The 20825-nt window shown below is 62.9% G+C and carries 18 protein-coding genes; 8 read left to right on the top strand and 10 right to left on the bottom strand.

The genetic code is table 11. The annotated features are described in order from the left end of the window. Window positions 1-14: 14 nt before the first annotated feature. Window positions 15-1286 (bottom strand): cyclopropane-fatty-acyl-phospholipid synthase family protein, encoded by a 1272-nt coding sequence (locus tag RM192_RS11720; protein WP_311507729.1) that lies wholly within the window; start codon window positions 1284-1286, stop codon window positions 15-17. Window positions 1287-1425: 139 nt separating this feature from the next. Between RM192_RS11720 and RM192_RS11715 the strand changes: the two genes are divergently transcribed. Beyond that, window positions 1426-3471 carry a S46 family peptidase gene (locus RM192_RS11715; protein WP_311507728.1) on the top strand — a complete coding sequence of 682 codons (2046 nt, stop codon included), beginning with the start codon at window positions 1426-1428 and terminating at the stop codon, window positions 3469-3471. Between the two features lie 51 nt (window positions 3472-3522). Here RM192_RS11715 and RM192_RS11710 read toward each other — a convergent pair whose 3' ends face one another. Continuing rightward, a complete protein-coding gene (locus RM192_RS11710) occupies window positions 3523-3897 on the bottom strand; it encodes a glycine zipper 2TM domain-containing protein (RefSeq protein ID WP_311507727.1) in 375 nt (124 codons plus the stop codon). Between the two features lie 246 nt (window positions 3898-4143). Here RM192_RS11710 and RM192_RS11705 point away from each other — a divergent pair, with 246 nt between their 5' ends. Beyond that, entirely contained in the window at window positions 4144-5160 is a 1017-nt protein-coding gene (locus tag RM192_RS11705; protein ID WP_311507726.1) for a hypothetical protein, read from the top strand. 11 nt (window positions 5161-5171) lie between these two features. On the opposite strand, the gene RM192_RS11700 is transcribed toward RM192_RS11705, so the two are convergent. After that, window positions 5172-6611 carry a porin gene (locus RM192_RS11700; RefSeq protein WP_409233808.1) on the bottom strand — a complete coding sequence of 480 codons (1440 nt, stop codon included), beginning with the start codon at window positions 6609-6611 and terminating at the stop codon, window positions 5172-5174. 269 nt (window positions 6612-6880) lie between these two features. Between RM192_RS11700 and lepA the strand changes: the two genes are divergently transcribed. Beyond that, window positions 6881-8698 carry a translation elongation factor 4 gene (gene lepA / locus RM192_RS11695; RefSeq protein ID WP_311508622.1) on the top strand — a complete coding sequence of 606 codons (1818 nt, stop codon included), beginning with the start codon at window positions 6881-6883 and terminating at the stop codon, window positions 8696-8698. Between the two features lie 233 nt (window positions 8699-8931). Then, window positions 8932-9192: a translation initiation factor IF-1 gene (gene infA / locus RM192_RS11690; protein WP_311507725.1), complete on the top strand. Its 261-nt coding sequence runs from the start codon at window positions 8932-8934 to the stop codon at window positions 9190-9192. A gap of 242 nt (window positions 9193-9434) precedes the next feature. On the opposite strand, the gene RM192_RS11685 is transcribed toward infA, so the two are convergent. Then, window positions 9435-10871 carry an AMP nucleosidase gene (locus tag RM192_RS11685; RefSeq protein ID WP_311507724.1) on the bottom strand — a complete coding sequence of 479 codons (1437 nt, stop codon included), beginning with the start codon at window positions 10869-10871 and terminating at the stop codon, window positions 9435-9437. A 135-nt stretch (window positions 10872-11006) separates the two neighbouring features. Between RM192_RS11685 and RM192_RS11680 the strand changes: the two genes are divergently transcribed. After that, window positions 11007-12002, top strand: coding sequence for an amidohydrolase family protein (locus RM192_RS11680; protein ID WP_311507723.1), 996 nt, complete (start codon window positions 11007-11009; stop codon window positions 12000-12002). A gap of 66 nt (window positions 12003-12068) precedes the next feature. On the opposite strand, the gene rplI is transcribed toward RM192_RS11680, so the two are convergent. The 4 genes from rplI to RM192_RS11660 all read right to left on the bottom strand — a co-directional run bounded on the left by rplI (window position 12069) and on the right by RM192_RS11660 (window position 14578). Beyond that, complete coding sequence (gene rplI, locus RM192_RS11675; RefSeq protein ID WP_311507722.1) at window positions 12069-12668, bottom strand: 50S ribosomal protein L9; 600 nt, start codon at window positions 12666-12668, stop codon at window positions 12069-12071. A gap of 12 nt (window positions 12669-12680) precedes the next feature. Next, entirely contained in the window at window positions 12681-12905 is a 225-nt protein-coding gene (rpsR, locus tag RM192_RS11670; RefSeq protein WP_011445073.1) for a 30S ribosomal protein S18, read from the bottom strand. A gap of 3 nt (window positions 12906-12908) precedes the next feature. Continuing rightward, complete coding sequence (gene rpsF, locus RM192_RS11665; protein WP_311507721.1) at window positions 12909-13271, bottom strand: 30S ribosomal protein S6; 363 nt, start codon at window positions 13269-13271, stop codon at window positions 12909-12911. A gap of 146 nt (window positions 13272-13417) precedes the next feature. Beyond that, window positions 13418-14578, bottom strand: a complete 1161-nt coding sequence (locus RM192_RS11660; protein WP_311507720.1) for an acyltransferase family protein — start codon at window positions 14576-14578, stop codon at window positions 13418-13420. Between the two features lie 249 nt (window positions 14579-14827). Here RM192_RS11660 and RM192_RS11655 point away from each other — a divergent pair, with 249 nt between their 5' ends. Both RM192_RS11655 and RM192_RS11650 read left to right on the top strand, forming a co-directional pair. After that, window positions 14828-16879 (top strand): EAL domain-containing protein, encoded by a 2052-nt coding sequence (locus RM192_RS11655; RefSeq protein WP_311507719.1) that lies wholly within the window; start codon window positions 14828-14830, stop codon window positions 16877-16879. Between the two features lie 116 nt (window positions 16880-16995). Next, complete coding sequence (locus RM192_RS11650; protein ID WP_311507718.1) at window positions 16996-17937, top strand: DUF808 domain-containing protein; 942 nt, start codon at window positions 16996-16998, stop codon at window positions 17935-17937. 13 nt (window positions 17938-17950) lie between these two features. On the opposite strand, the gene RM192_RS11645 is transcribed toward RM192_RS11650, so the two are convergent. Beyond that, window positions 17951-18319 carry a PilZ domain-containing protein gene (locus RM192_RS11645; protein WP_311507717.1) on the bottom strand — a complete coding sequence of 123 codons (369 nt, stop codon included), beginning with the start codon at window positions 18317-18319 and terminating at the stop codon, window positions 17951-17953. Window positions 18320-18524: 205 nt separating this feature from the next. Between RM192_RS11645 and RM192_RS11640 the strand changes: the two genes are divergently transcribed. Beyond that, a complete protein-coding gene (locus RM192_RS11640; RefSeq protein ID WP_311507716.1) occupies window positions 18525-19058 on the top strand; it encodes a GNAT family N-acetyltransferase in 534 nt (177 codons plus the stop codon). Between the two features lie 40 nt (window positions 19059-19098). On the opposite strand, the gene RM192_RS11635 is transcribed toward RM192_RS11640, so the two are convergent. Beyond that, window positions 19099-20751 (bottom strand): methyl-accepting chemotaxis protein, encoded by a 1653-nt coding sequence (locus tag RM192_RS11635; RefSeq protein ID WP_311507715.1) that lies wholly within the window; start codon window positions 20749-20751, stop codon window positions 19099-19101. Between the last annotated feature and the right edge of the window lie 74 nt (window positions 20752-20825).

Raw genomic sequence — 20825 nt, 5'->3', positions numbered from 1 at the left:
GAACGCGACGGCGCTTATTCGGCCGCGCTGCGTGCCAGATGCCATTCAGGTGCTTCGTCCAGCGCCGAGAGCCGCGCCCATTCCTGCTGGATGTAGTCGCGGGTCATGGGGAGGGCAGAGCGGCGCTTCACGGTCTGAATGTGGAAGTTGACCATGTTGCCATGGCGGAAGCTCTGTTCGGCGCCGGCGAGGTAGAACTGCCACATGCGGAACAGGCGGGCGTCGTAGAGCGCGGTGATCTCGGCTTCGTGGCGGCAGGTGCGGCGATACCATTCCGCCAGGGTATAGGCGTAATGGTAGCGCAGGAACTCGATGTCACCAATTTCCCAGCGGGTCTTTTCGATGGCGGCGACGAGTTCGCTCAAGGCGGGGATATATCCGCCGGGGAAGATGTATTTGCGCGTGAATTTGTCGGTCGTGCCGGGCGGGCTGGTGCGGCCGATGGTGTGAGTGAGCATTACACCATCATCTGCCAAAAGGTCATTGGTTTTGGCGAAGTATTCGGTGAAGTGCGGCGCGCCGACGTGCTCGATCATGCCGACGCTGGTGATGCGGTCAAACTGGCCGGTGACGTCGCGGTAATCGATCAGCTGGAACTTGACCTTGTCGGCCACGCCCGCAGCCTGGGCGCGTTCGTTGGCGAACTTGACCTGATCGGGAGCGAGGGAGACGCCGAGGACTTCGCAGCCGAAATGGCGGTTGAGATAAAGCCCGAGGCCGCCCCAGCCGCAACCGATATCGAGCACGCGCGTCCCTTCGGCCTTGCCGGGCTCGAGCAGCAGTTTGGCAGCGATCAGGGCCTTCTTGTCGACTTGCGCGCGTTCCAGCGTGTTCGCCGGATCGCGGAAGTAGGCCATGGTGTATTGCCGGTCTTCATCGAGGAACAGTTCGTAAAACTGGCGGGTGAGATCGTAGTGATGGACGACGTTTTTTGATGCCTTGGCACGCTCGTTGATCTGGTCTGCGCGCGAGGCGAGCTTGCCGAGCAGTTTGCGGACGGGGCCCTTGCGGTCGATCCCGCCAGCCGCCTTGGCGTTGGACATGACCAGCAGGATGAAATCGCGGATGTCGTGCGGTGGTTCGACGACCATGCGGCCATCCATATAGGCCTCGCCCGCGCCGACGCGGGGATCGCGCGCGATGTGCATCGCAGCGCCCTTGTCGGTCAGGCGGATGCGGAGCGGCGCGGTGCCGGTGCCGTAAGTGTATTCCCGCCCGTCATGATCGATCACGACGAGGGGACCGGTGCGGACCAGCCGCTTCAACATCTGATCGAGCAGCCACATGGGGTGAAGAATATTCTCTGGCGTTTCAGTCGCAAGGGGTAAAACGCGCCAACGAGGCGATTGATCCGCTTTGCATGCGGGGTTTGGCGTGGCAGAGGGGAAGCGATTGCAGGTGCAACCAGTGTGAAGGCCAGACCCGATGCCTATTTGCCGTTTTCCGCTCACCGCCGCTGCCCTTGCGCTGAGCTTTGCCTCTGCCGCGCAGGCCGACGAGGGGATGTGGACTTTCGATGCCTTTCCGGCGGCGCAGATGCGGAAGGATTATGGCTGGGCGCCTGACACCACGTGGCTGGATCGGACGCGCGCGGCGGCAGTGCGGCTGACGGGGGGGTGCTCGGCCAGCTTCGTCTCGCCGCAAGGGCTGATCCTGACCAATCATCATTGCGTTGTGGAATGCGCGCAGGACAATTCGACCGATCAGAAGGACTATCTCAAGGACGGGTTTGTGCCGGCGCGGCGCGAGGAGGAACTGAAGTGTCCGGGCCAGCAGGCCGAAGTGGTCACCGCGATCAGCGACGTTACGGGGCGGGTGAAGGCGGCGATTGGCGCGCTTTCAGGCGAAGCGCTGGTGAAGGCACGCAACGGGGTCATCGCGCAGATCGAGCAGGAAGGGTGTACGGACGCGAAGACCACACAATGCGAGGTGGTGACGCTGTTCGGCGGCGGGCAATACAAGCTATATACCTTCCGCAAATACTCCGATGTGCGGCTGGCGTGGGCGCCGCAGTTTCAGGCGGCGTTCTTTGGCGGCGACCCCGACAACTTCAACTATCCGCGCTATGCTCTGGATGCCGCCTTCCTTCGGGCCTACGAAAACGGCAAGCCAGTGAAGGTGGCGTCGTTCCTCAAGTGGAACCCGCGCGCGCCGCAGGTGGGCGAGGCGACGTTCGTGGTTGGCAATCCCGGCTCGACGCAGCGGCTGTTCACCAGCGACCAGATCGCGTTTCAGCGGGAGGTTTCGCTTCCGATCACCATTACCACGCTGTCGGAACTGCGCGGGCGGATGATCTCGGCCATGGACGAGAGCGCGCAACAGAAGCGCGAGGGTGCTGATGGGCTGTTCGGGATCGAGAACAGCCTCAAGGTCTATATCGGGCGGCAGAAGGCGCTGAACGATCCGGACTTCATTAAATCGCTGGCTGATGTCGAGGCGGACATCAAGGCGAAGACGCTGGGCAAGCAGGGCGTCGGTGATCCGTGGAGCGACGTTGGCCGCGCGGTGAAGGCATACCGCGATATCTACCTGCCGTGGCGTTACATCACGCCGTCGGGCACGCTGATGGGCTATGCCAAGACGCTGGTCCAGGGGGCTGCGGAACGCGAAAAGCCCGACGGCGAGCGGCTGCCAGGGTTCAGCCAGAGCAATCTGGCGTTGACCGAGAAAACGCTGCTCGATGCCGCGCCGGTCTATCCCTGGCTGGAGCAGATCGAACTGGCGTGGAGCCTTTCCAAGGCGCGTGAATATCTGGGCGCGGACGATCCCGACACCAAGCTGATGCTGGGCAAGGAAGCGCCCGAAGCGCTGGCCGAGCGGCTGGTGGGGGGCACTACGCTGGCTGACCCGGTAGCACGCAAGGCTTTGTGGGACGGCGGAAGCACGGCCATCGCGGCGTCGACCGACCCGCTGATTATTTATGCGCGGGGTCTGGATGCGCGCGAGCGGGCGCTGAAAAAGCTGGTGGACGAGCGCTATGCCGGGCCGCTTGCTGCGGCGGGGGCGAAGCTGGCCGATGCGCGGTTCGCGGCCTATGGCGACAAGGTTTATCCTGATGCGACGTTCAGTCTGCGGATCAGCTACGGCACAGTGCAGGGCTGGACCGAGCGCGGCCAGCAAGTGGAACCGGTGACGACGATGGGCGGCGCGTTCGACCGTGCGACAGGCGCGGCGCCCTACGACCTTGCATCGGGTTTCGTGGCCAGCGCGGTGAAGATCGACAAGGCTGCGCCGTTCGACTTCGTGACGACCAACGACATCATCGGCGGCAATTCAGGGTCGCCGGTAATCGACCGCGCCGGAAGCGTGATCGGCGCGGCGTTCGACGGGAACATCCATTCGATTGGCGGGAATTACGGCTATCAGGCCGACGTGAACCGGACCGTGGTGGTTAGCGCGGCAGCGATCCAGCAGGCGCTCGAGGTGATCTACCCGGCGCCGGGATTGGTGAAGGAACTGAAGGGCAAATGAAAAGGGCGGGGCCTTGCGGTCCCGCCCCTTCCGGTTGAAAGGCGTTAAAGCTTAGCGGCAGCGTGCGCCGCTGCGCTCGATCTCGCGGCCGAGCAATGCACCACCGACCGCGCCGAGCACGGTGCCGGTTGCACGTTCACCCGTGGTGTCGATCGCGCGGCCGAGTAGAGCACCACCTGCTGCGCCGATGATCAGGCCGGTCGTGCCGTTGCTGCGCTTGCAGTAATACCGGCCATCATTGCCGCGCCATACGCGGTCGTTGCTGCTGATGCGGCGCGGTTCGAGATAGCGGCCACGGCTATCGTACATAGCGCGCTCCTTGGCGCGGTGGCCGTGGGCGGGGGCCCAGCGCGGCGGATCGGCAAAGGCGGGAGCGGCGGGCAGGGCGATGGCGGCGAGGGTGGCCGCAAGAATGGTTTTCTTCATGGCTGTGTATTCCTTGAAATTCACAAACTAGCCCAGAGTGGGCGGGCTTCGATGCTGGTAACGTCTGGTTTCGCCATATGATCCACAACGCCGGATGAACGAATGCGGCGTTTGACCTGCATGCGCCGGAGCGTGCACTGCATGCGGTGACATGCAGACTGTGCCGAGCCAATTTTTCGTTTTCCTACACGAACCATTATGGTTATCTCACTGCGTCGATTGTACCGCCTAATCATGGAGACAACGATGCCCAATCCAGAAATCACATTTCCCGGACGCTATACGCCGGTCAGCGCCGTGGCTTATGCCAAGGCGGATGGTTCGACCGAACTGGTGACGACGACAACCCCGATGCCGGTGGTGTTGAGCGGGGCGGGTGGGAGCCTGGAGCCGGGCGGCGCAGCCGTTACGGGCGCCACGATGCCGACGGGCGGAACTGGCCTGACCGGTTGGCTTTCGGCGATCTACCGCGCTTTCACCACCGGTCTGGCTGCAAGCACGAACCACATTGGCAACGTCTTCGTTGATGATGTTGCCGACAACCTCACGATCACTGGCAGTGCAACTTCGGCGGCGACGGTAGTTTCCAGTTCGACGCTGGGCTTCGGCGGGGGCACTTTTCAGGTGCTGGGCGGCGGCACCGGCTGCACTATCAGCTATGAGCAATCGAACGACGGCACGGTGTGGGTGGCGCTTCCCGTCATCGGGGCTGCATCGTCTGCCAGCAGTCCGGTGAACTCGACGACGCTTGGCGGGATGTACGCCTTTGCCACGGCTGCGGCGTTTGTGCGGGCGCGGGTGTCTACGTTCGGTAGTGGGACGGTGACCATCGCGCTCGTGATGAAGCGGCGCCCGCTCAATGTCATGGGCACATCACTGGCGGCCGGCAGCGCGACCGTCGGAACAGTTGCGATCAGTGGGACGATCAACCCCAATTCCGGCTTTACGGACAGCACTGCCGCGCTTGCCGCCTCTGCCGCATATACCGGCACCGGCAGGGCCGTAACATCAACCCAGCACGGCTTCTTCGCGGCGCAGGCATATGCCGATGCTGCCGGCACGCTGTTCATAGACCAGTCGCTCGACACCGGGACGACCTGGTTCACCGCTGCCTCGGTGGCCGTTGCCGCAGCCAGCAACGGCCAACTTTCAGTGCGGATCACCGGCAGCTATGCCGGTGCGACGATGTACCGCGTCCGCTATGTCAACGGTGCAGCGGCACAAGCCGTGTTTCGTCTCTCCAGCGCTTTGGCAGCCAGCTGACTTAATCGCGATCAGTAATTCCATTGCACTTGCGCGCGGACCAGGTCGCCTTTGGCGCGACCGGTCCGCCGTTCGTCGGCCTCGGTGCGGCTGAGGTTGGCATAGCTGAACGTGAGTTCCAGTTCCTTGAGCGGGAGCCATTCGACCCCCATTTCGTATTCGTCGGTCTCGAGGCGCGGAGCGTTGGTCGCAGCCTTCCACCCGCCGCGATAGTGCTGCCACCGCGCGAAGGGGATGATCTGGCCGATCGGGGACTTGGGCACCCTGTACATCGCCATGACATAGCCACCGCTCGAATCCTTCGACTTGATCGTGCCGGTGGCGCGGTCCCACTCAGGTGTCTTGCCCCAGGTCCACTCGGCCTGAACGCCGAAGGGCTTGGGGTAGAGAAGTGCGTGAATGCCGACGTGGTTGTCGTCATAGTCCACCGCCGAGACGCCGCCAGCGCGGATCTCCGGACGGAACTTGTTGCGCATGGCCGATGCACCGATCTCAGCCACTTGCCCCTCGAACAGGCCGCCGAGGCCATCGAGACGGAATGGCATGGTGGCCATTGCCACGGTCATCATGCCGCCGTTCTTTTCGGCGCGGTTGATCGACTGGCCATCATAGACGCCGACGCCCAGTGCGCCGTAATTGCCGAACAGCTTCTGGCCGTCGTGCGACAGTTCATCCCAGATCGCCTGAATTTTGGGCGGGGTGTAATAAGCAACGATACCAAGATCGCGCTCGCCCGGAACCGGGGCGTTGATCGCGTCCGAGCGGTCGAGTGGCGCGCGGTTGGACGAGCTTTGCAGGTTCTCCCACCCGAATGGTATCTTGGACTGGCCGAGGCGCACCTTCAGCGTCTTGGCCTTGTCGAGCCAGACGTCGGCATAGGCGTCGCGCATCTGGAAGAAGTTCTGGCGGGATTCGCCGCCGGTCTGGTTGCTGACCGCGGCGGAAAGATCGCCCTGCATATAGAGCGATACGCGGTTCGAGATATCGCCCTGTACGACAAGGCGGGCGCGGCGGATCGAGAAGTTGCCGTTCTCGTTGATGCCGCCGTCCTGCACCGACCTTAGCCGTGATTTGCCTGCAGGCGCGTTCTTGTCGCCCGCAATCACCTCGTTCAGGCGAAGCTGGGTATAGCCGCGCAGTTGCAGCTTTTCGTACCAGGCCTTCTTCTTTTCAGGCGCTGCGGCAGGCGCTGATGCGGGCTGGGCCGATGCCAACTGGACTGCGGGGGCGGCAGGCGGGGCAGGCGCGCTGACTTGCGGCTGGACGGCTGCAAATGCGGGCGCAGCGGCTTGTGCGTCTTTCAACGCCATGACCATTGCCTTGAGCTCATCGACCTGCCGCTGAAGGTCGGCGATCCTGGCCGACTGATCTTCGGCTGCCGCTGCGACATTGGGCACGGCGACGAACACGCTTGCCGCCAACGCTGCCTTGAAGACCTTCGAATTTATCACCGCCTGCTCCGTCCTGCATTACACCTGGCCCGGCTAGGCGGATAAAATGACGGATATGTGACACCAAATTGACGGAATTTGTGAGCGAGATCGCCGGTAAAATCGACGTTATCTTGCTGTAAAAACAATATAATATGCCAATGTTGCGGATGTATTTCAGTCGTCACATATGTGAAGTGGAATTGTAAGGAATCATTGCTGATGCCGATTTCCGCATCTCACCCCTGCCCATCGTGACTTTGGCCAGCACACCTGCTAACGGCGCGGCCATGACCGACCTTGCGCTGATCCGTAATTTCTCCATCATTGCCCATATCGACCATGGCAAATCCACGCTGGCCGACCGCCTGATCCAGCACACGGGCGGGTTGACCGCGCGTGAGATGAGCGAGCAGGTGCTCGACAACATGGATATCGAGCGCGAGCGCGGGATCACGATCAAGGCGCAGACGGTGCGGCTGGATTACACCGCCAAAGACGGCAAGACCTATCAGTTGAACCTGATGGACACACCGGGCCACGTCGACTTTGCCTATGAAGTCAGCCGCAGTCTTGCCGCCTGCGAAGGCGCGCTGCTGGTGGTGGACGCGGCGCAAGGCGTGGAAGCGCAGACGCTGGCCAACGTCTACCAGTCGATCGAGCATGACCATGAGATCGTGCCTGTCATCAACAAGATCGATCTGCCCGCTGCCGAGCCTGAAAAGGTCAAGGCCGAGATCGAGGACATCATCGGCATCGACGCCAGCAACGCGGTGATGACCAGCGCGAAGTCCGGCATCGGCATCGAGGAAGTGCTCGACGCGGTGGTCGAGCGCATCCCACCGCCGGGTGGGGACCGTGATGCACCGCTCACCGCCATGCTGGTCGATTCGTGGTACGATCAGTATCTCGGCGTCGTCATCCTCGTGCGGGTGATCAACGGCGTGATCCGCAAGGGCCTGCAGGTCAAGTTCATGGCCGGCGGCACCGAACACCTGATCGACCGCGTGGGCTGCATGCGCCCGAAAATCGAGATTCTGGAGGAATTGGGGCCGGGTGAAATCGGCTTCATCACCGCGCAGATCAAGGAAGTGGCGCAGGCCCGCGTGGGTGACACGATCACCACGGTCAAGAATGGCTCCACCAAGGCGCTGCCGGGCTTCAAGGAAGTGCAGCCGGTGGTGTTCTGCGGTATCTTCCCGGTGGATGCGGCAGAGTTTGAAAAGCTGCGCGAAAGTATCAGCCGCTTGCGCCTCAACGATGCCAGCTTCAGCTTCGAGATGGAATCGAGCGCCGCGCTGGGCTTCGGGTTCCGCTGCGGATTCCTTGGGCTGCTGCATCTGGAGATCATTCAGGAGCGGTTGAGCCGCGAATACGATCTCGACCTGATCACCACCGCGCCGTCGGTGGTCTACCGCATCCAGCTCAACAAGAGCCGGACCGACGATGCGCGCGAGATAATGCTGCACAACCCGGCGGACTATCCCGATCCGAGCCGCATCGCGCAGATCGACGAGCCATGGATCAAGGGCACGATCTACACGCCTGACGAATACCTCGGCTCGATCCTCAAGCTGTGCCAGGACCGCCGCGGGGTGCAGACCGGGCTGACCTACGTCGGCGGGCGCGCGCAGGTGACCTATGAACTGCCGCTCAACGAAGTGGTGTTCGATTTCTACGACCGGCTGAAGAGCATCAGCCGCGGCTATGCCAGCTTCGATTACGAGCAGATCGGCCTGCGCGAGGGTGACCTCGTCAAGATGAGCATCCTCGTCAACAACGAGCCGGTCGATGCGCTGAGCATGATCGTCCACCGCAGTGCGGCCGAAGCGCGCGGGCGGCACATGTGCGAGCGGCTGAAGGACCTGATTCCGCGCCACTTGTTCAAGATCCCGGTACAGGCCGCAATTGGCGGCAAGGTCGTCGCCCGCGAAACCATCGCGGCGATGCGCAAGGACGTGACTGCCAAGTGCTATGGTGGCGACATCAGCCGCAAGAAGAAGCTTCTGGAAAAGCAGAAGAAGGGCAAGGCCCGCATGCGCGAGTACGGGAATGTCTCGATCCCGCAAGAAGCGTTTATTGCGGCGTTGCGCATGGGCGAGGAGTAAGGCAGGGTTGCGCCGCGAAGGTGAAGCAGTCGCTTTTCCTTGACTTTTGCGCGTTTCATCCCCACCTGCGGGGGGCTATCGTCGCATGCGACGGAATTTGTGGCTGTCTGGCCGTTCCTTCCTTTCACGCGCTACCAGCCCCGACTCGCAGCAGTGCGGCGGGTTTCTTCTGTTTTCGTGAAAGGAAAACATCCATGCCTTGCGGCAAAATCAAGTTCCGGGTGGCCTGACCGATGGCAAAAGAAGAACTGCTTACCCTCGATGGCGAAATCGACGAGATTTTGCCCGACGGCCGTTTCGGCGTCATGCTGGAAAACGGCTATCGCATCATTGCATATACCGCAGGCAAGATGCGCAAGTTCCGCATCCGCTCAATCGTGGGTGACCGTGTGAAGGTCGAGATGACCCCATACGATCTTACCAAGGGCCGCATCGTATTCCGTGAAAAGATCGCGGGCGGCGGTGGTCCCGGTGGCGTCAGACGGCGCCGCTGATTTTATCAGAAATACAGGAATTTAATGCATACAAGTTACGTGAATTCGAACATCGCGCTCAAAGCACCGCTCTTCGCGGTTCCGGTTCGGAGTGAACCGCAGCGCACCTCTTCCGTGCTATCGCAACGCGAATTGCGCGAAATCGTTCTCCAGATGGTCGGCTGACGGCCCCATCGGATAACAAGACAGCGGCGGCAAGTCCGATTGGACCTGCCGCCTTTTTCTTGTCTTGCGAAGACGCGTTAGCGGAATGGCGGCTCATTAAACGCACGCAGCTTGCGGCTGTGGAGGCGTCCGCCTTCTTCGCGCAGCAGGGCGCAGGCGGTGGTGCCGATGGCGAGGTGGGCGGCGATGGCTTCCTCGTAAAAGCGGTTGGCTTGCCCCGGTAGTTTGATTTCGCCGTGGAGCGGCTTGTCCGAGACGCAGAGCAGCGTGCCGTAGGGGACGCGGAAGCGGTAGCCTTGCGCGGCGATGGTGGCGCTTTCCATGTCGATGCCGACGGCGCGTGACAGCGACAGGCGCCGTGCAGAATGGGTGTAGCGCAGTTCCCAGTTGCGATCGTCCGTTGTTACGATGGTGCCGGTGCGCATGCGCTTTTTCAGATCGATGCCGCCTGCGCCGCTGACCATCTCAGCGGCCTTTTGCAGCGCGACTTGCACTTCGGCGATGGCGGGGATGGGGATTTCAGGCGGAAGCACCGGATCCAGCACGTGATCGTCGCGCAAATAGGCGTGGGCGAGGACGTAGTCGCCGATCTTCTGGGTGGGACGCAGCCCCCCGCAGTGGCCGATCATCAGCCACGCCTCGGGGCGCAGCACCGCGAGGTGATCGCAGATGGTCTTGGCGTTGGACGGGCCGACGCCGATGTTGACCAGCGTGATGCCCGACTTGTCAGGCGCGACGAGGTGGTAGGCGGGCATCTGGTGCCGCCGCCAAGCGGTGTCGGACAGGCGATTTCGCGCGTTCTCGGTCGGGGCATCGAGGCTGAGCCCACCCGCGCCGGTGAGTGCGACGTAGTTCGTCCCGTCGATCTGCTGGCCCGCCCAATCGACGAATTCGTCGACGTAGCGGTGGTAATTGGTGAACAGGATGTAGCGCTGGAAGTCCTCGGTCCGGGTGCCGGTGTAATGGGCGAGGCGGGCGAGGCTGAAATCGGTACGGAGGCCATCGAACAGTGAGAGTGGGAAGGGACCGTCGCCGACATTGTATTCGCCATCGGCAATCTCGTCGCCGATGTGGGCAAGGTCGGTCGTGGGGAAGTGCTGGGCGAGGTCTTGCGGGCTGACGCTGCCGATCTGCGCGCCATAGGCTCCGTCGAGCACATAGGGGAACGGCATCTCCTGACGTGAGGGTTCTGCGGTGATGCGGACGTCGAAGCCGGTGCGGATCAGGTCGATCTGCTCTGCCAGGTAATCGGCGAACAGCGCCGGGCGCGTGATAGTGCAGGCATAAGTGCCACGCTGGGTCAGCCGTCCAAAGGCGCGGCCCGTCGATTCCGTTCTGGGATCTCCATCAAAACGGATCGTCAGCTGCGGATAGCAGTAGCTGCCGTCATCGCGCCGCCCCGCCGGGGGCAGGGTGCCATCGTTGGCATAAGCGGCAATATCGGCCCGCAGAAGGGCGACGGCTTGATCGTAATAGCGGGAAAGAGCGGCAATGATCGTTTCAGTTGTTTCCATCGCAATTTTGTAGCGCGGCTTTCGGACTCTGCAAAGTCAGCTTGCCGCGATCCTTGGGCGACAGGAATTCAGGGGCTTGATCGTTCGGCGAACAGCACTGATAACGCTGTCAAAGATAATCGAAGGAGCCTGAACATGCGCATCCCGTTTGTTGCGATGACTGCTGTGGCGCTGGTGAGCGCGAGTGCCGTCTGGGCGCAGAATACCACTGCCGATGCGGCCCCGGTGATCGACGTGCACATGCATGCGATGGACGATGCGTCGTGGGCGACGCCGGTGTGCCCCAACCAGTCGCGGTTCGAGGCATCGGACCCGAAGAACGGGCCGGAAGCGCCGTTCGGCTGGTCGAAAGAGGAATGCTCGCCAAAGCTCTACCCCGCACCCAAGGGGCAGTACATGAAGATGGTGCTGGCCGAGATGGAGCGGTTGAATGTGCGGGGTGTGGTGTTTGGCAAGCCCGACGACGTGAAGAAGTGGCAGGCGGCAGCGCCCGCCCGGGTCATCCCCGGCACTGCGTTCGGCCGGGTGGCCGACAGCGATCCGGCCAGGGAACTGAAGATGCTCGAAGTCGCCTTCGGCAAGGACGGCTTCAAGGTGATGGGCGAGATCGGGTTGCAGTACGAGGGCATTTCGCCATCCGACATGCGCGTGGACCAGTACTTCGCGCTGGCCGAGAAGATGGACATTCCGGTGGCGATCCACATGGGCACGGGCGGCTCAGGCCGCGCCAACGTGGCGATGCCGTCGTATCGGGGATCGGCGGGCAATCCGCTTCTGCTGGAGGACCTGCTGGCGCGGCATCCCAGGCTGCGGGTGCAGGTGATGCACGCGGGCTATCCGATGATCGACAACATGCTTACGCTGCTGCAGGCCAACAGCCACGTCTATGTCGACCTCGCCGGGCTGATCTGGAGCTATCCGCGCAAGGACGTGAACCGTTATATCGAGCGGCTGGTCGATGGCGGCTTCGGCGACCGGATCATGTACGGCACCGACCAACTCGCCTGGCCGGGCCTGATGGCCTATTCGATCGGCCTGATCCAGAACGCGGACTATCTGAGCGCTGAGCAGAAGCGCGATATCCTGTACAACAACGCCGCGCGGTTCTTGCGGCTGGATGGGGTGAAATAGGCGCCAAACGAAAAAGGGGCGCCCGTTAGGACGCCCCTTGATCTTGTGACCGGAAGGTCGGGAGCCTCAGGCTTCCGTTTCTTCTTCGGCTTCGTCCAGAAGGTCGGCCGGGATTTCGCCCGGTTCGGCGTTCGGGTTATAGGCTTCGGTGAAGCCGCCGACGTCGGTGTCGAACATCGCGGCCATCACGTCGACGCCCTGCGACTGCAGAGCGGCTTCGTCAGCCGAGCGTGCGACATTGACCTTGACGCCAACCGACACTTCGGGGTGAAGCGCGACGCGGACGTCGTAGACGCCGAGCGTCTTGATCGGGCGTTCGAGCACGATCATTGCCTTGTTCACCTTGGCGCCCAGTTCGACGAGGCCGTCTGCAATGTCGCGGACCGAAACCGAGCCGTAGAGCTGGCCGGCGTTCGACGACGCGCGGATCAGCACGACTTCCTTGCCTTCGACGTTGCCCGATTCCGACTTCGCGTCTTCACGACGTGCAGCGTTATCGGCCTCGATGCGGGCGCGGTTGGCTTCGAAGACCTTGCGGTTGGCTTCGTTGGCGCGGAGCGCCTTCTTGTTGGGCAGCAGGAAGTTGCGGGCATAACCGTCCTTGACGGTCACTTCGTCGCCGATGGCGCCCAGCTTCTCGATGCGCTCGAGCAGGATGATCTGCATGATGTGCGCTCCTTACTTGACGATGTAGGGCAGGAGGCCGATGTGCCGGGCGCGCTTGATCGCCTGGCTCAGCTCACGCTGCTTCTTCGCCGAGACGGCGGTGATGCGGCTGGGGACGATCTTGCCACGTTCGGACATGAAGCCCTGAAGCAGGCGCACGTCCTTGTAGTCGATCTTCGGAGCGTTCTTGCCCGAGAACGGGCAGCTCTTGCGGCGGCGGAAAAACGGACGAGCCATGTCTTATTCCCCTTCGCGTTCACGACGGCGGCTACGCTCGCGGTCGTTCTTGCGCATCATCACCGACGGGCCACCTTCATGTTCGTCAACGCGAACAGTCATGTAGCGGATCACGTCTTCGTTGATCTGCGTCTGGCGCTCGAGCTCGGCGATGGTGGCGCCGGGAGCTTCGATGTTGAGCAGAACGAAGTGTGCCTTGCGGTTCTTCTGGATCTTGTATGCCAGCGAACGGAGGCCCCACGTCTCGGTCTTGGTGACCTTGCCGTTGTTGCTCTCGACGATTTCGGTGGCTGTGGCGGCAAGCACATCAACCTGAGCCTGGCTCAGATCCTGGCGCGCCAGAAACACATGCTCGTAAAGCGGCATGCTTTTGCGTCCTTATCTCTATAACCGATCGCTGGCTTGTCCGCGGTATTGCGGGGCCCCTCCGGCTTTCTTCGTGTTTCACCGGGATGCCCGGCGAAGGGGTGGCCCATAGCGGTTTCCATGTGGAATGCAAGCAGGACTTGGGTCTAGCCTGACGTTTGCGTGATCGGCTGCGGCGCTTGCACAGGCGCTGACTTGCGCGGTGCGCCGCAGAACAGGACCGAGGTCAGATTGGTGGACCGCACGGCGAGGTAACTTGCGACCGCGAGCAGGGTGACGCCGAGCGTGGCGGCGAGCCACTGCGCCTCGGGCGGCAGGGGCAGCGCGCGGGTGTGTGGCAGGATGATCATCGCCCAGACGAGGTGGAACAGGTAGATCGCCAGCGCGCCATCGACGAAGAAAGTGATCAGGCGGCTTGGCCCCCTTACCAGCGCGGCAAGCAGGCGGAACAGCGCGAGCGCCATCAGATAGGCAAGCGGCAGTTCGAGCGCGCGCAAGGTGAGTGTGCCGGCAAGATCGGGGTAGATTTCCTTGCCCAGAGCAGGACGGATCAGCGGATCTAGCGGGATGTAGAGTGCCAGCAGCACAAGGATCGCAGGGACGACAACGCGGCTGCTCAAGGCGAACAGCTGTTCTCCGATACGGCCATGCCATGCGAGTACACCGAGCGCGAACCCGGCGGCATGGAACAGATACTGCTGCCACAGCAAGGTTTCACTGGGAGCGTTTAGGATCGGCGGGACTTGTTCGGCGGCGTAGCGGACGAGGCCCCAGGCGGCGAGTGCGAGCAGCAGCAGGATACTGCCGGGACCGGACAACGTCATCGCGCGATTGAGGCCTTCACGCGGGCCAAGCGCGCGGGCCGGGATCGCCACGTAGGTCATGCAAAAGGCCATCAGGACAATCAGAAACCACAAGTGATCGAGCGCGACCGGCAGGCCGAGGAAGCGTGGGGAGGCCTTGTGCAGCAGCATGTCCTGCAAGCGGAACTGGATCAACCCCAAGGTGGCCAGGCTGGCGATGAGCGGCAGGCCAAGGCGTCGTGCACGCTCGGCAATCCATTCCGGCCCGCCCTTGCGCTCGCGCATCATGCCCGCAAAATAGCCTGCGAGCATGAAGAACGCGAACATGCGGAACACGTGGGTGACTGAGGTATAAGCGCCGATCACTGGCGACGTCTGGAAAGCGATGGCTGAGGGCGCGCTTTCAAAGATGGCCTTGGTGGCGACGTGGAACGGCAGCCCCAGCAGGAGCAGCAGCGCCCGCGCGGCGTCAAGGTGATGCAGGCGTTTGACCGGCGGTGCCATGGCAGGCGCCTTAGCCACTATTGCGAACCCTTGCGAGTGCTTCGTGGTGCCGGAGCCTGTTAGGATGGCGGTAACCCTGATAGACTAAGGGTAAGCCCTTAAATTCACGCCATTGCGTTGGGCTGATCGGGAATGGTTGTCAGGGGCATACTCAGGGGATTGGCGCGCACGCCATCATCCGGCGAGCGTGACCCTGGCGCTGTGACTGCTGTTGCCTTGCCGGTGCACGCGGGCGATCCCCGCGGCCGCATGGCAATGCTCGACCAGTTCGAGCAGTCGGGGCTGGCGTGGTTGTGGTCGACCGACCGCGAGGGGCGGCTCACCTATATCTCCCCCTCGGTTCATACGGGTGCAGCGGATTTTGTCGGAAGACCGCTGGCTTCGCTGATCGAAACCGATCCCGGAAATCCGGACGAAGGCTCAGACCGGCCGCTCAGTTTCCAACTGTCCTCGCATGGTCGCATCACCGACCTTGTCGTGCGCTTAACCGGAATCGCCGAACAGGACGCCCGCTGGTGGGCGCTTTCAGGGCAACCGCGCAAACAGGCGGACGGCACGTTCGAGGGCTACAGCGGCTACGCGCGTGACGTAACCAGCGAATATCTGCGCAAGCGCGAGGATTCACGTGCGGCAGAATTTGATTCGCTGACCGGCCTCTTCAATCGCCACCGCATGACTCGCAGGCTCGACGCGGTGCTGGCGGCCTTCCGACCGGTGGGGCGCTGCTGCGGGCTGATGATGCTCGATCTCGACCGGTTCAAACACGTCAACGACACGATGGGCCATCCGGCGGGCGACGAACTGTTGCGACAAGTGGCAGAGCGGCTGCGCAAGGTCGTGGGCGAGCGTGGCGAGATCGGGCGGCTGGGCGGCGACGAGTTCCAGGTGATCCTGCCCGACATGGATGACCGGGGGCGGCTGGGCGATACCGCTGCAAAGTTGATCCAGATGCTTTCGCAGCCCTATGTGATCGAGGGCAAGCGCGCAGTGATCGGCGCATCGGTGGGCATCGCGGTGGCACCCCACGACGGCGATGACCGCGAGGCTCTGGTCTCTGCTGCCGACCTTGCGCTTTACGCGGCCAAGAACGGCGGGCGCGGGCAGTTCCGGTTTTTCTCGGCCGATCTCAAGGACGATGCGATGGAGCGCAGCGCGCTCACCCATGACTTGCGCGAGGCGCTGGGGCGGGGCGAGCTGGAACTGCACTATCAGCCGGTCGTCCGCATCGCCGACAATACGGTGGTGGGTTTCGAGGCACTGATGCGCTGGAACCATCCCGAGCGCGGGACCATACCGCCGGTGCTGTTCATTCCGATCGCCGAGGAAAGCAACCTGATCGTGTCGCTCGGCGAATGGGCGCTGCGCGAGGCCTGCGTGGTTGCAGCCTCGTGGCCTGAAAGCGTGACGATATCGGTCAACGTCTCGGCGGTACAGTTTGCGGTGCCGGGCTTCGTGACGGCGGTAGCGGGGGCATTGTCGGCAAGCGGGCTTGAGCCGGGACGGCTGGAACTGGAGCTGACCGAGAGCGTGTTCATGCGCGACAGCGAAGCGGTCGACGAGACTTTTGCGGCACTCAAAGGCCTCGGCGTGCGGCTGGCGCTCGACGATTTCGGGACCGGCTATTCCTCGCTCAGCTATCTGCGCTCGGCGCCGTTCGACAGGATAAAGGTCGACCGCAGCTTTGTCGAAACGTGCACGGCCAAGGACCAGAACAGCGCGAAAATCATCACGGCGATCATGGGACTTGCCGATGCACTGGGCATGGAAACCACGGTAGAGGGCGTCGAGGCGTTCGATCAGCTCGAGGTCGTGCGCGGGCGCGGGGCAAAGCTGGTGCAGGGACACATCTTTGCCCGCGCAATGCCTCTGGACGATGTGAACCAGAGGGTTGCTTCAGGTGCGTTGAAGATAGAGCCAAACGGCCCCAAGCGCCACCGGCCCGAGCGGCGTTCGGTGTTCCGCCGGGTCGGCATCATCCACGAGGATCATCGTTACGAGGCGGTCATGCGCGACCTGTCGCGCACCGGCGCGCGGATCGATGGACTGCTCGGCGTGCCAGTGGGGACGAGCCTCGTCGTTGATCTGGGGGGCGGGCAATTGGCCATTTCGCACGTGGTGCGATCGAAGGAACAGGTCATCGGCGTCGAGTTCGAGACGCCGCTGACCACCGACGGTTCGGGCGGGGTCTGCACCCGGCACCGCGTCCCGCCAACCGCGCTTGCCGCTGCTGCTGCAACGGGGCCGACAACTGCGCCGCGCTTTGTCGAGGTCGCGGTGCCGGGCTCGCGCGACAGGGTGTAAGTATCACGCCGGGAGTGCGTTTCAGTCACGTTTCGACACATGTGGACCCTTGCGCTTGTTCGGGCGTTCCCGCACATCAGCCCCGCCTTTCCCCAGATACAGGATAGTCATTTCCCATGCCGACCGGCCTAGTCGCCCTGCTCGACGACATTTCCGTGATTGCCCGCGCCGCGGCCTCATCGCTCGACGACGTTGCCGCGGCGGCGACCAAGGCGGGAACCAAGGCGGCAGGCGTGGTGATCGACGATGCGGCGGTGACACCGTCTTACGTGACCGAGTTCACACCAGACCGTGAACTGCCGGTGATCGCGCGTATTGCCAGGGGCAGCCTGTTCAACAAGCTGGTGATCCTGCTGCCGGCGGCTATTGCGCTGAGCGCACTGCTGCCCGCCGCGATCACGCCCCTGCTGATGGCCGGCGGGTTGTTCCTGTGCTTCGAAGGGGCGGAAAAGCTGCTGGAGAAGTTCGGCGCGGAGAAGATCGGCGAAACGCTGGACGATCAGCCTACTGATGCCGCCAGCTTCGAGAATGCGCGTGTTTCGGGCGCGATCCGCACCGACCTGATCCTGTCAGCCGAGATCATGGCGATCGCGCTGGCCGAAGTTTCGGACAAGGGACTGTGGGAGCAGGCACTGATCCTTGCCGTCGTGGGCATAGCGATCACCGTGGCGGTCTATGGCGCGGTCGGGTTGATCGTGAAGATGGACGACATCGGCCTGCACTTGTCGAAGAAGGCCTCGGCTCTGGCAAAGTCGACCGGGCGGTTTCTGCTCCGGGCGATGCCGGTGCTGCTGACGCTGCTGGGAACGGTCGGCACGGCAGCCATGCTCTGGGTCGGCGGCGGGATCATCCTGCACGGCCTCGAGGAACTGGGCGTACATGCACCGGCCGAGATGGCACACGGGGTGCAACATGCGGTGGAACTGGCCGCAGGGCCGCTGGGCGGCGTGCTCGGCTGGCTGACCTATGCCGTGTTGTCAGCCATTGTCGGGCTGGCACTCGGGGCCATCGTCGCAGGCCCGGTGCACCTTGTCGGGATGATGCGCGGCAAGCACTGATCCGGGGAGACCCTCAGGCAGCGTGGCGCACCGGGGGTGACTTGGGCGGATAGCCTTCGCGGAAGTGCTTGATCGCAAAGTCGCTGACGAGGCTCTGGAACACATCGTCGTGCAGCGCGTGTTCGAATTCGATGCCGCTGACCCGGTCGCGCGACCATACGACGAAGGCCATCTTGGGCTGAAGGCCCGGCAGCATCAGGTGCAGTGGTTCATCGAGCCGCAGCTTCTCGAGGCCCTCGATGCGCGCGCCATACTGGTTGAGGTCCTTAAGGATAACCGTTGACCGTTCTGCACCGTGCTTGCAGCGCACGGGCAGCTCGATTCCGACGCGCGGGGCACGGCGGTGAGCGTTGAAGTCGTCGCTGTCGGTATTGCGCCACATGGCTCTTCCTCCACCTGCATTAACCACAGGATTTAGGACGGCAGGCGCCGGACGTTTTTCAGGCCGCCAGTCCCCCGTTTTCTGCAAGCGGCGATGCGGACTTTGCAAGTCGTTGAATTTGCTGAATTGCGCTGGATCAACAATGGTATGGCGATGGCCGCTAACGCATTTCCGACGGTTCAACCGGGCCATCAGGAGACTTGCCATGACTGCTGCCACACTGGCTGAACTTGCCCCTCTCAGTGAACTTGTCACCCGCGACGGTCTGGTCCTCGATGTTCGCCCTGCTTTTGCTGAGGACGAGGCGCTTCTCGAAGCGTTTTTTGACAGAGTGAGCGCGGCAGACCGCCGCTTCCGGTTTCTGGCCGCAAGCAGACATGTCGGGCATGACCAGTTGCAGCCGCTGACCCATGTCGATCACTGGCGGACCGAAAGCTTCCTCGCTTTCGAGCGGGACAGCGGCGCCCTGATCGCATCGGCCATGCTCGCCTGCGATGCGAAGATGGAAGCGGGCGAAATCGCCGTCTCGGTGCGCTGCGATTTTCGCGGGCGCGGGGTTGGCTGGACGATGCTCGACCTGCTCGCTGCCGAAGCGCGCAAGCGCGGGCTTAAGCGCGTGATATCCATCGAGGACCGCGACAATCATTCGGCCATCGAACTGGAGCGCGAGAAGGGGTTTGTGGCGCACGGTATGGATGGTGATCCACATCTGTTGATGCTGGAGCGGCGCTTCGATTAATCGGTCCAGGCCCCGGGTTGGCCGATGTCAGGTCAGGGGGTCACGCTGCCTGGCGGAGCGCAGGCTGTGCGTGAAGACTCGACGTCCTGAAACGCGCGACGAGCGCTGACAGGCTTGCAGCTTCGTCGGCCAGCGCCTTTGACGCGGCGGTGCTTTCCTCGACCATCGCGGCATTCTGCTGGGTCATCATGTCCATGTCGCGCACGGCGGCGTTGACCTGTTCGAGACCCGCTGACTGCTCGGTGGCGGCGCGGGCGACTTCATCGAGGATAGCGTTGGCGGCTTGAACGTCCTGGGCAATGCGTTCGAGCAAAGTTCCGGTTTCGGCAACGTGGTCGACACCCGTTTGGACTTGCTCGCCGCTGCTGCGGATAAGAGTCTTGATGCTTGCTGCAGATTCGGACGAGCGTTGCGCCAGAGCGCGTACCTCGGTTGCCACGACGGCAAATCCACGGCCTGCTTCGCCTGCGCGTGCAGCCTCGATTCCGGCGTTGAGCGCAAGCAGATTGGTCTGGAAGGCGATGCCTTCGATCATCTGGATGATCGCGGTGATCTCCTGCGATGAACTGGCGATGCCGCTCATCGATTCGACGGCGTTCTCGACGACGGCGCGCCCGCTTTCGGCTTCGTTGTGCGCAATGGCGATGGCCTCGCGGGCGCTGCCGGTCCGCTCTGCCGTGGCTGTTACGCCCATTGTCACCTGATTCATTGCGGCGCTCGATTCCTCGAGACTTGCTGCCTGCCGGGCGTTGCGCTGGGCAAGGTTCTCGGACGCAAGGCGGATTTCCTCGGCGCCTGTGCTGACCTGGACGCTGGCCTGCTTCACTTGGGCGATAGTCCGGTCGAGCTGGTCGAGCGTCGCGTTGAACGCCTGGCGCAATCCCGCGTATTCGTGGGGAAGCTCCTCGCGCATCCGGAATTGCAGGTCGCCCTTGGCCAGCTGGCCCAAGGCATCCGCCATGATCTTGACGACCTCCTGCTGCTTGTGTCCGTCGGCGCGGCGCGCGCGGGCCGCGGCGCGGAACACTTCGATGGCACGAGTCATCGCGCCCACTTCGTCGCTGCGATGGGTCTGGCATTCGTCACGGTCGAGATCGCCCTCGGCCATGGCGCTCATGGTGCCGGTAACATCGCCCATCGGATCGAGAGCGATGCGAAACAGCAGGCGAACTGCCCCGATCATCAGCCCGATTGCGGCAAGCCCAAGCACGGCTACGCCAAGCATGGTGCCCCAGACCGTCATTTGTGCATCGCGGACCACCGCCTGGGACCGAGCGACGCTGGTCATGGTCAGTTTTTCGATGGCGCCGCGGTGCTTGTCGAACAATTTGCGAACAGCGTCATAGCTGCCTTCTGCGCGAGCGGTGTCGCCCTGCTTGACGGCGGGCAGCAGCGTCTGGTTGACTTCCTGCCAGAATGTGTCGCCAAGGCGGCCAGCCTCGTCACTGCGGGATTTGCGCAAGTCCTCGTCGAGCGCGCCATTATCCCAGTAGGCCGCGCGCGTGTGGTAGGCCTTTTCGAGCCGCGCCAGCGCCAGTTCGCGCTCTGGCAGGGATGCCGGGTCGCGCATCAATTCCGAAAGTTCGAGCATCGGCTCGATCACATAGGCCGGTGGCGGCATGATGTCGGCCACGAATTCGTTGATCAGGGCTTCGCGCTGATGGACCACGCCGCCGACGCGGATATGATTCATGCCAAGGCTGGAGAGCAGGATAACGAGGGCAACGGCGCCGATCAGAACAAAGCTTCCACGACGGGTTTTTTCTC

Source organism: Novosphingobium sp. MMS21-SN21R, assembly GCF_031846015.1.
In the GTDB taxonomy this organism is placed as follows: Bacteria; Pseudomonadota; Alphaproteobacteria; order Sphingomonadales; family Sphingomonadaceae; genus Novosphingobium.
This window is presented reverse-complemented; position numbering and strand designations above follow the sequence as displayed.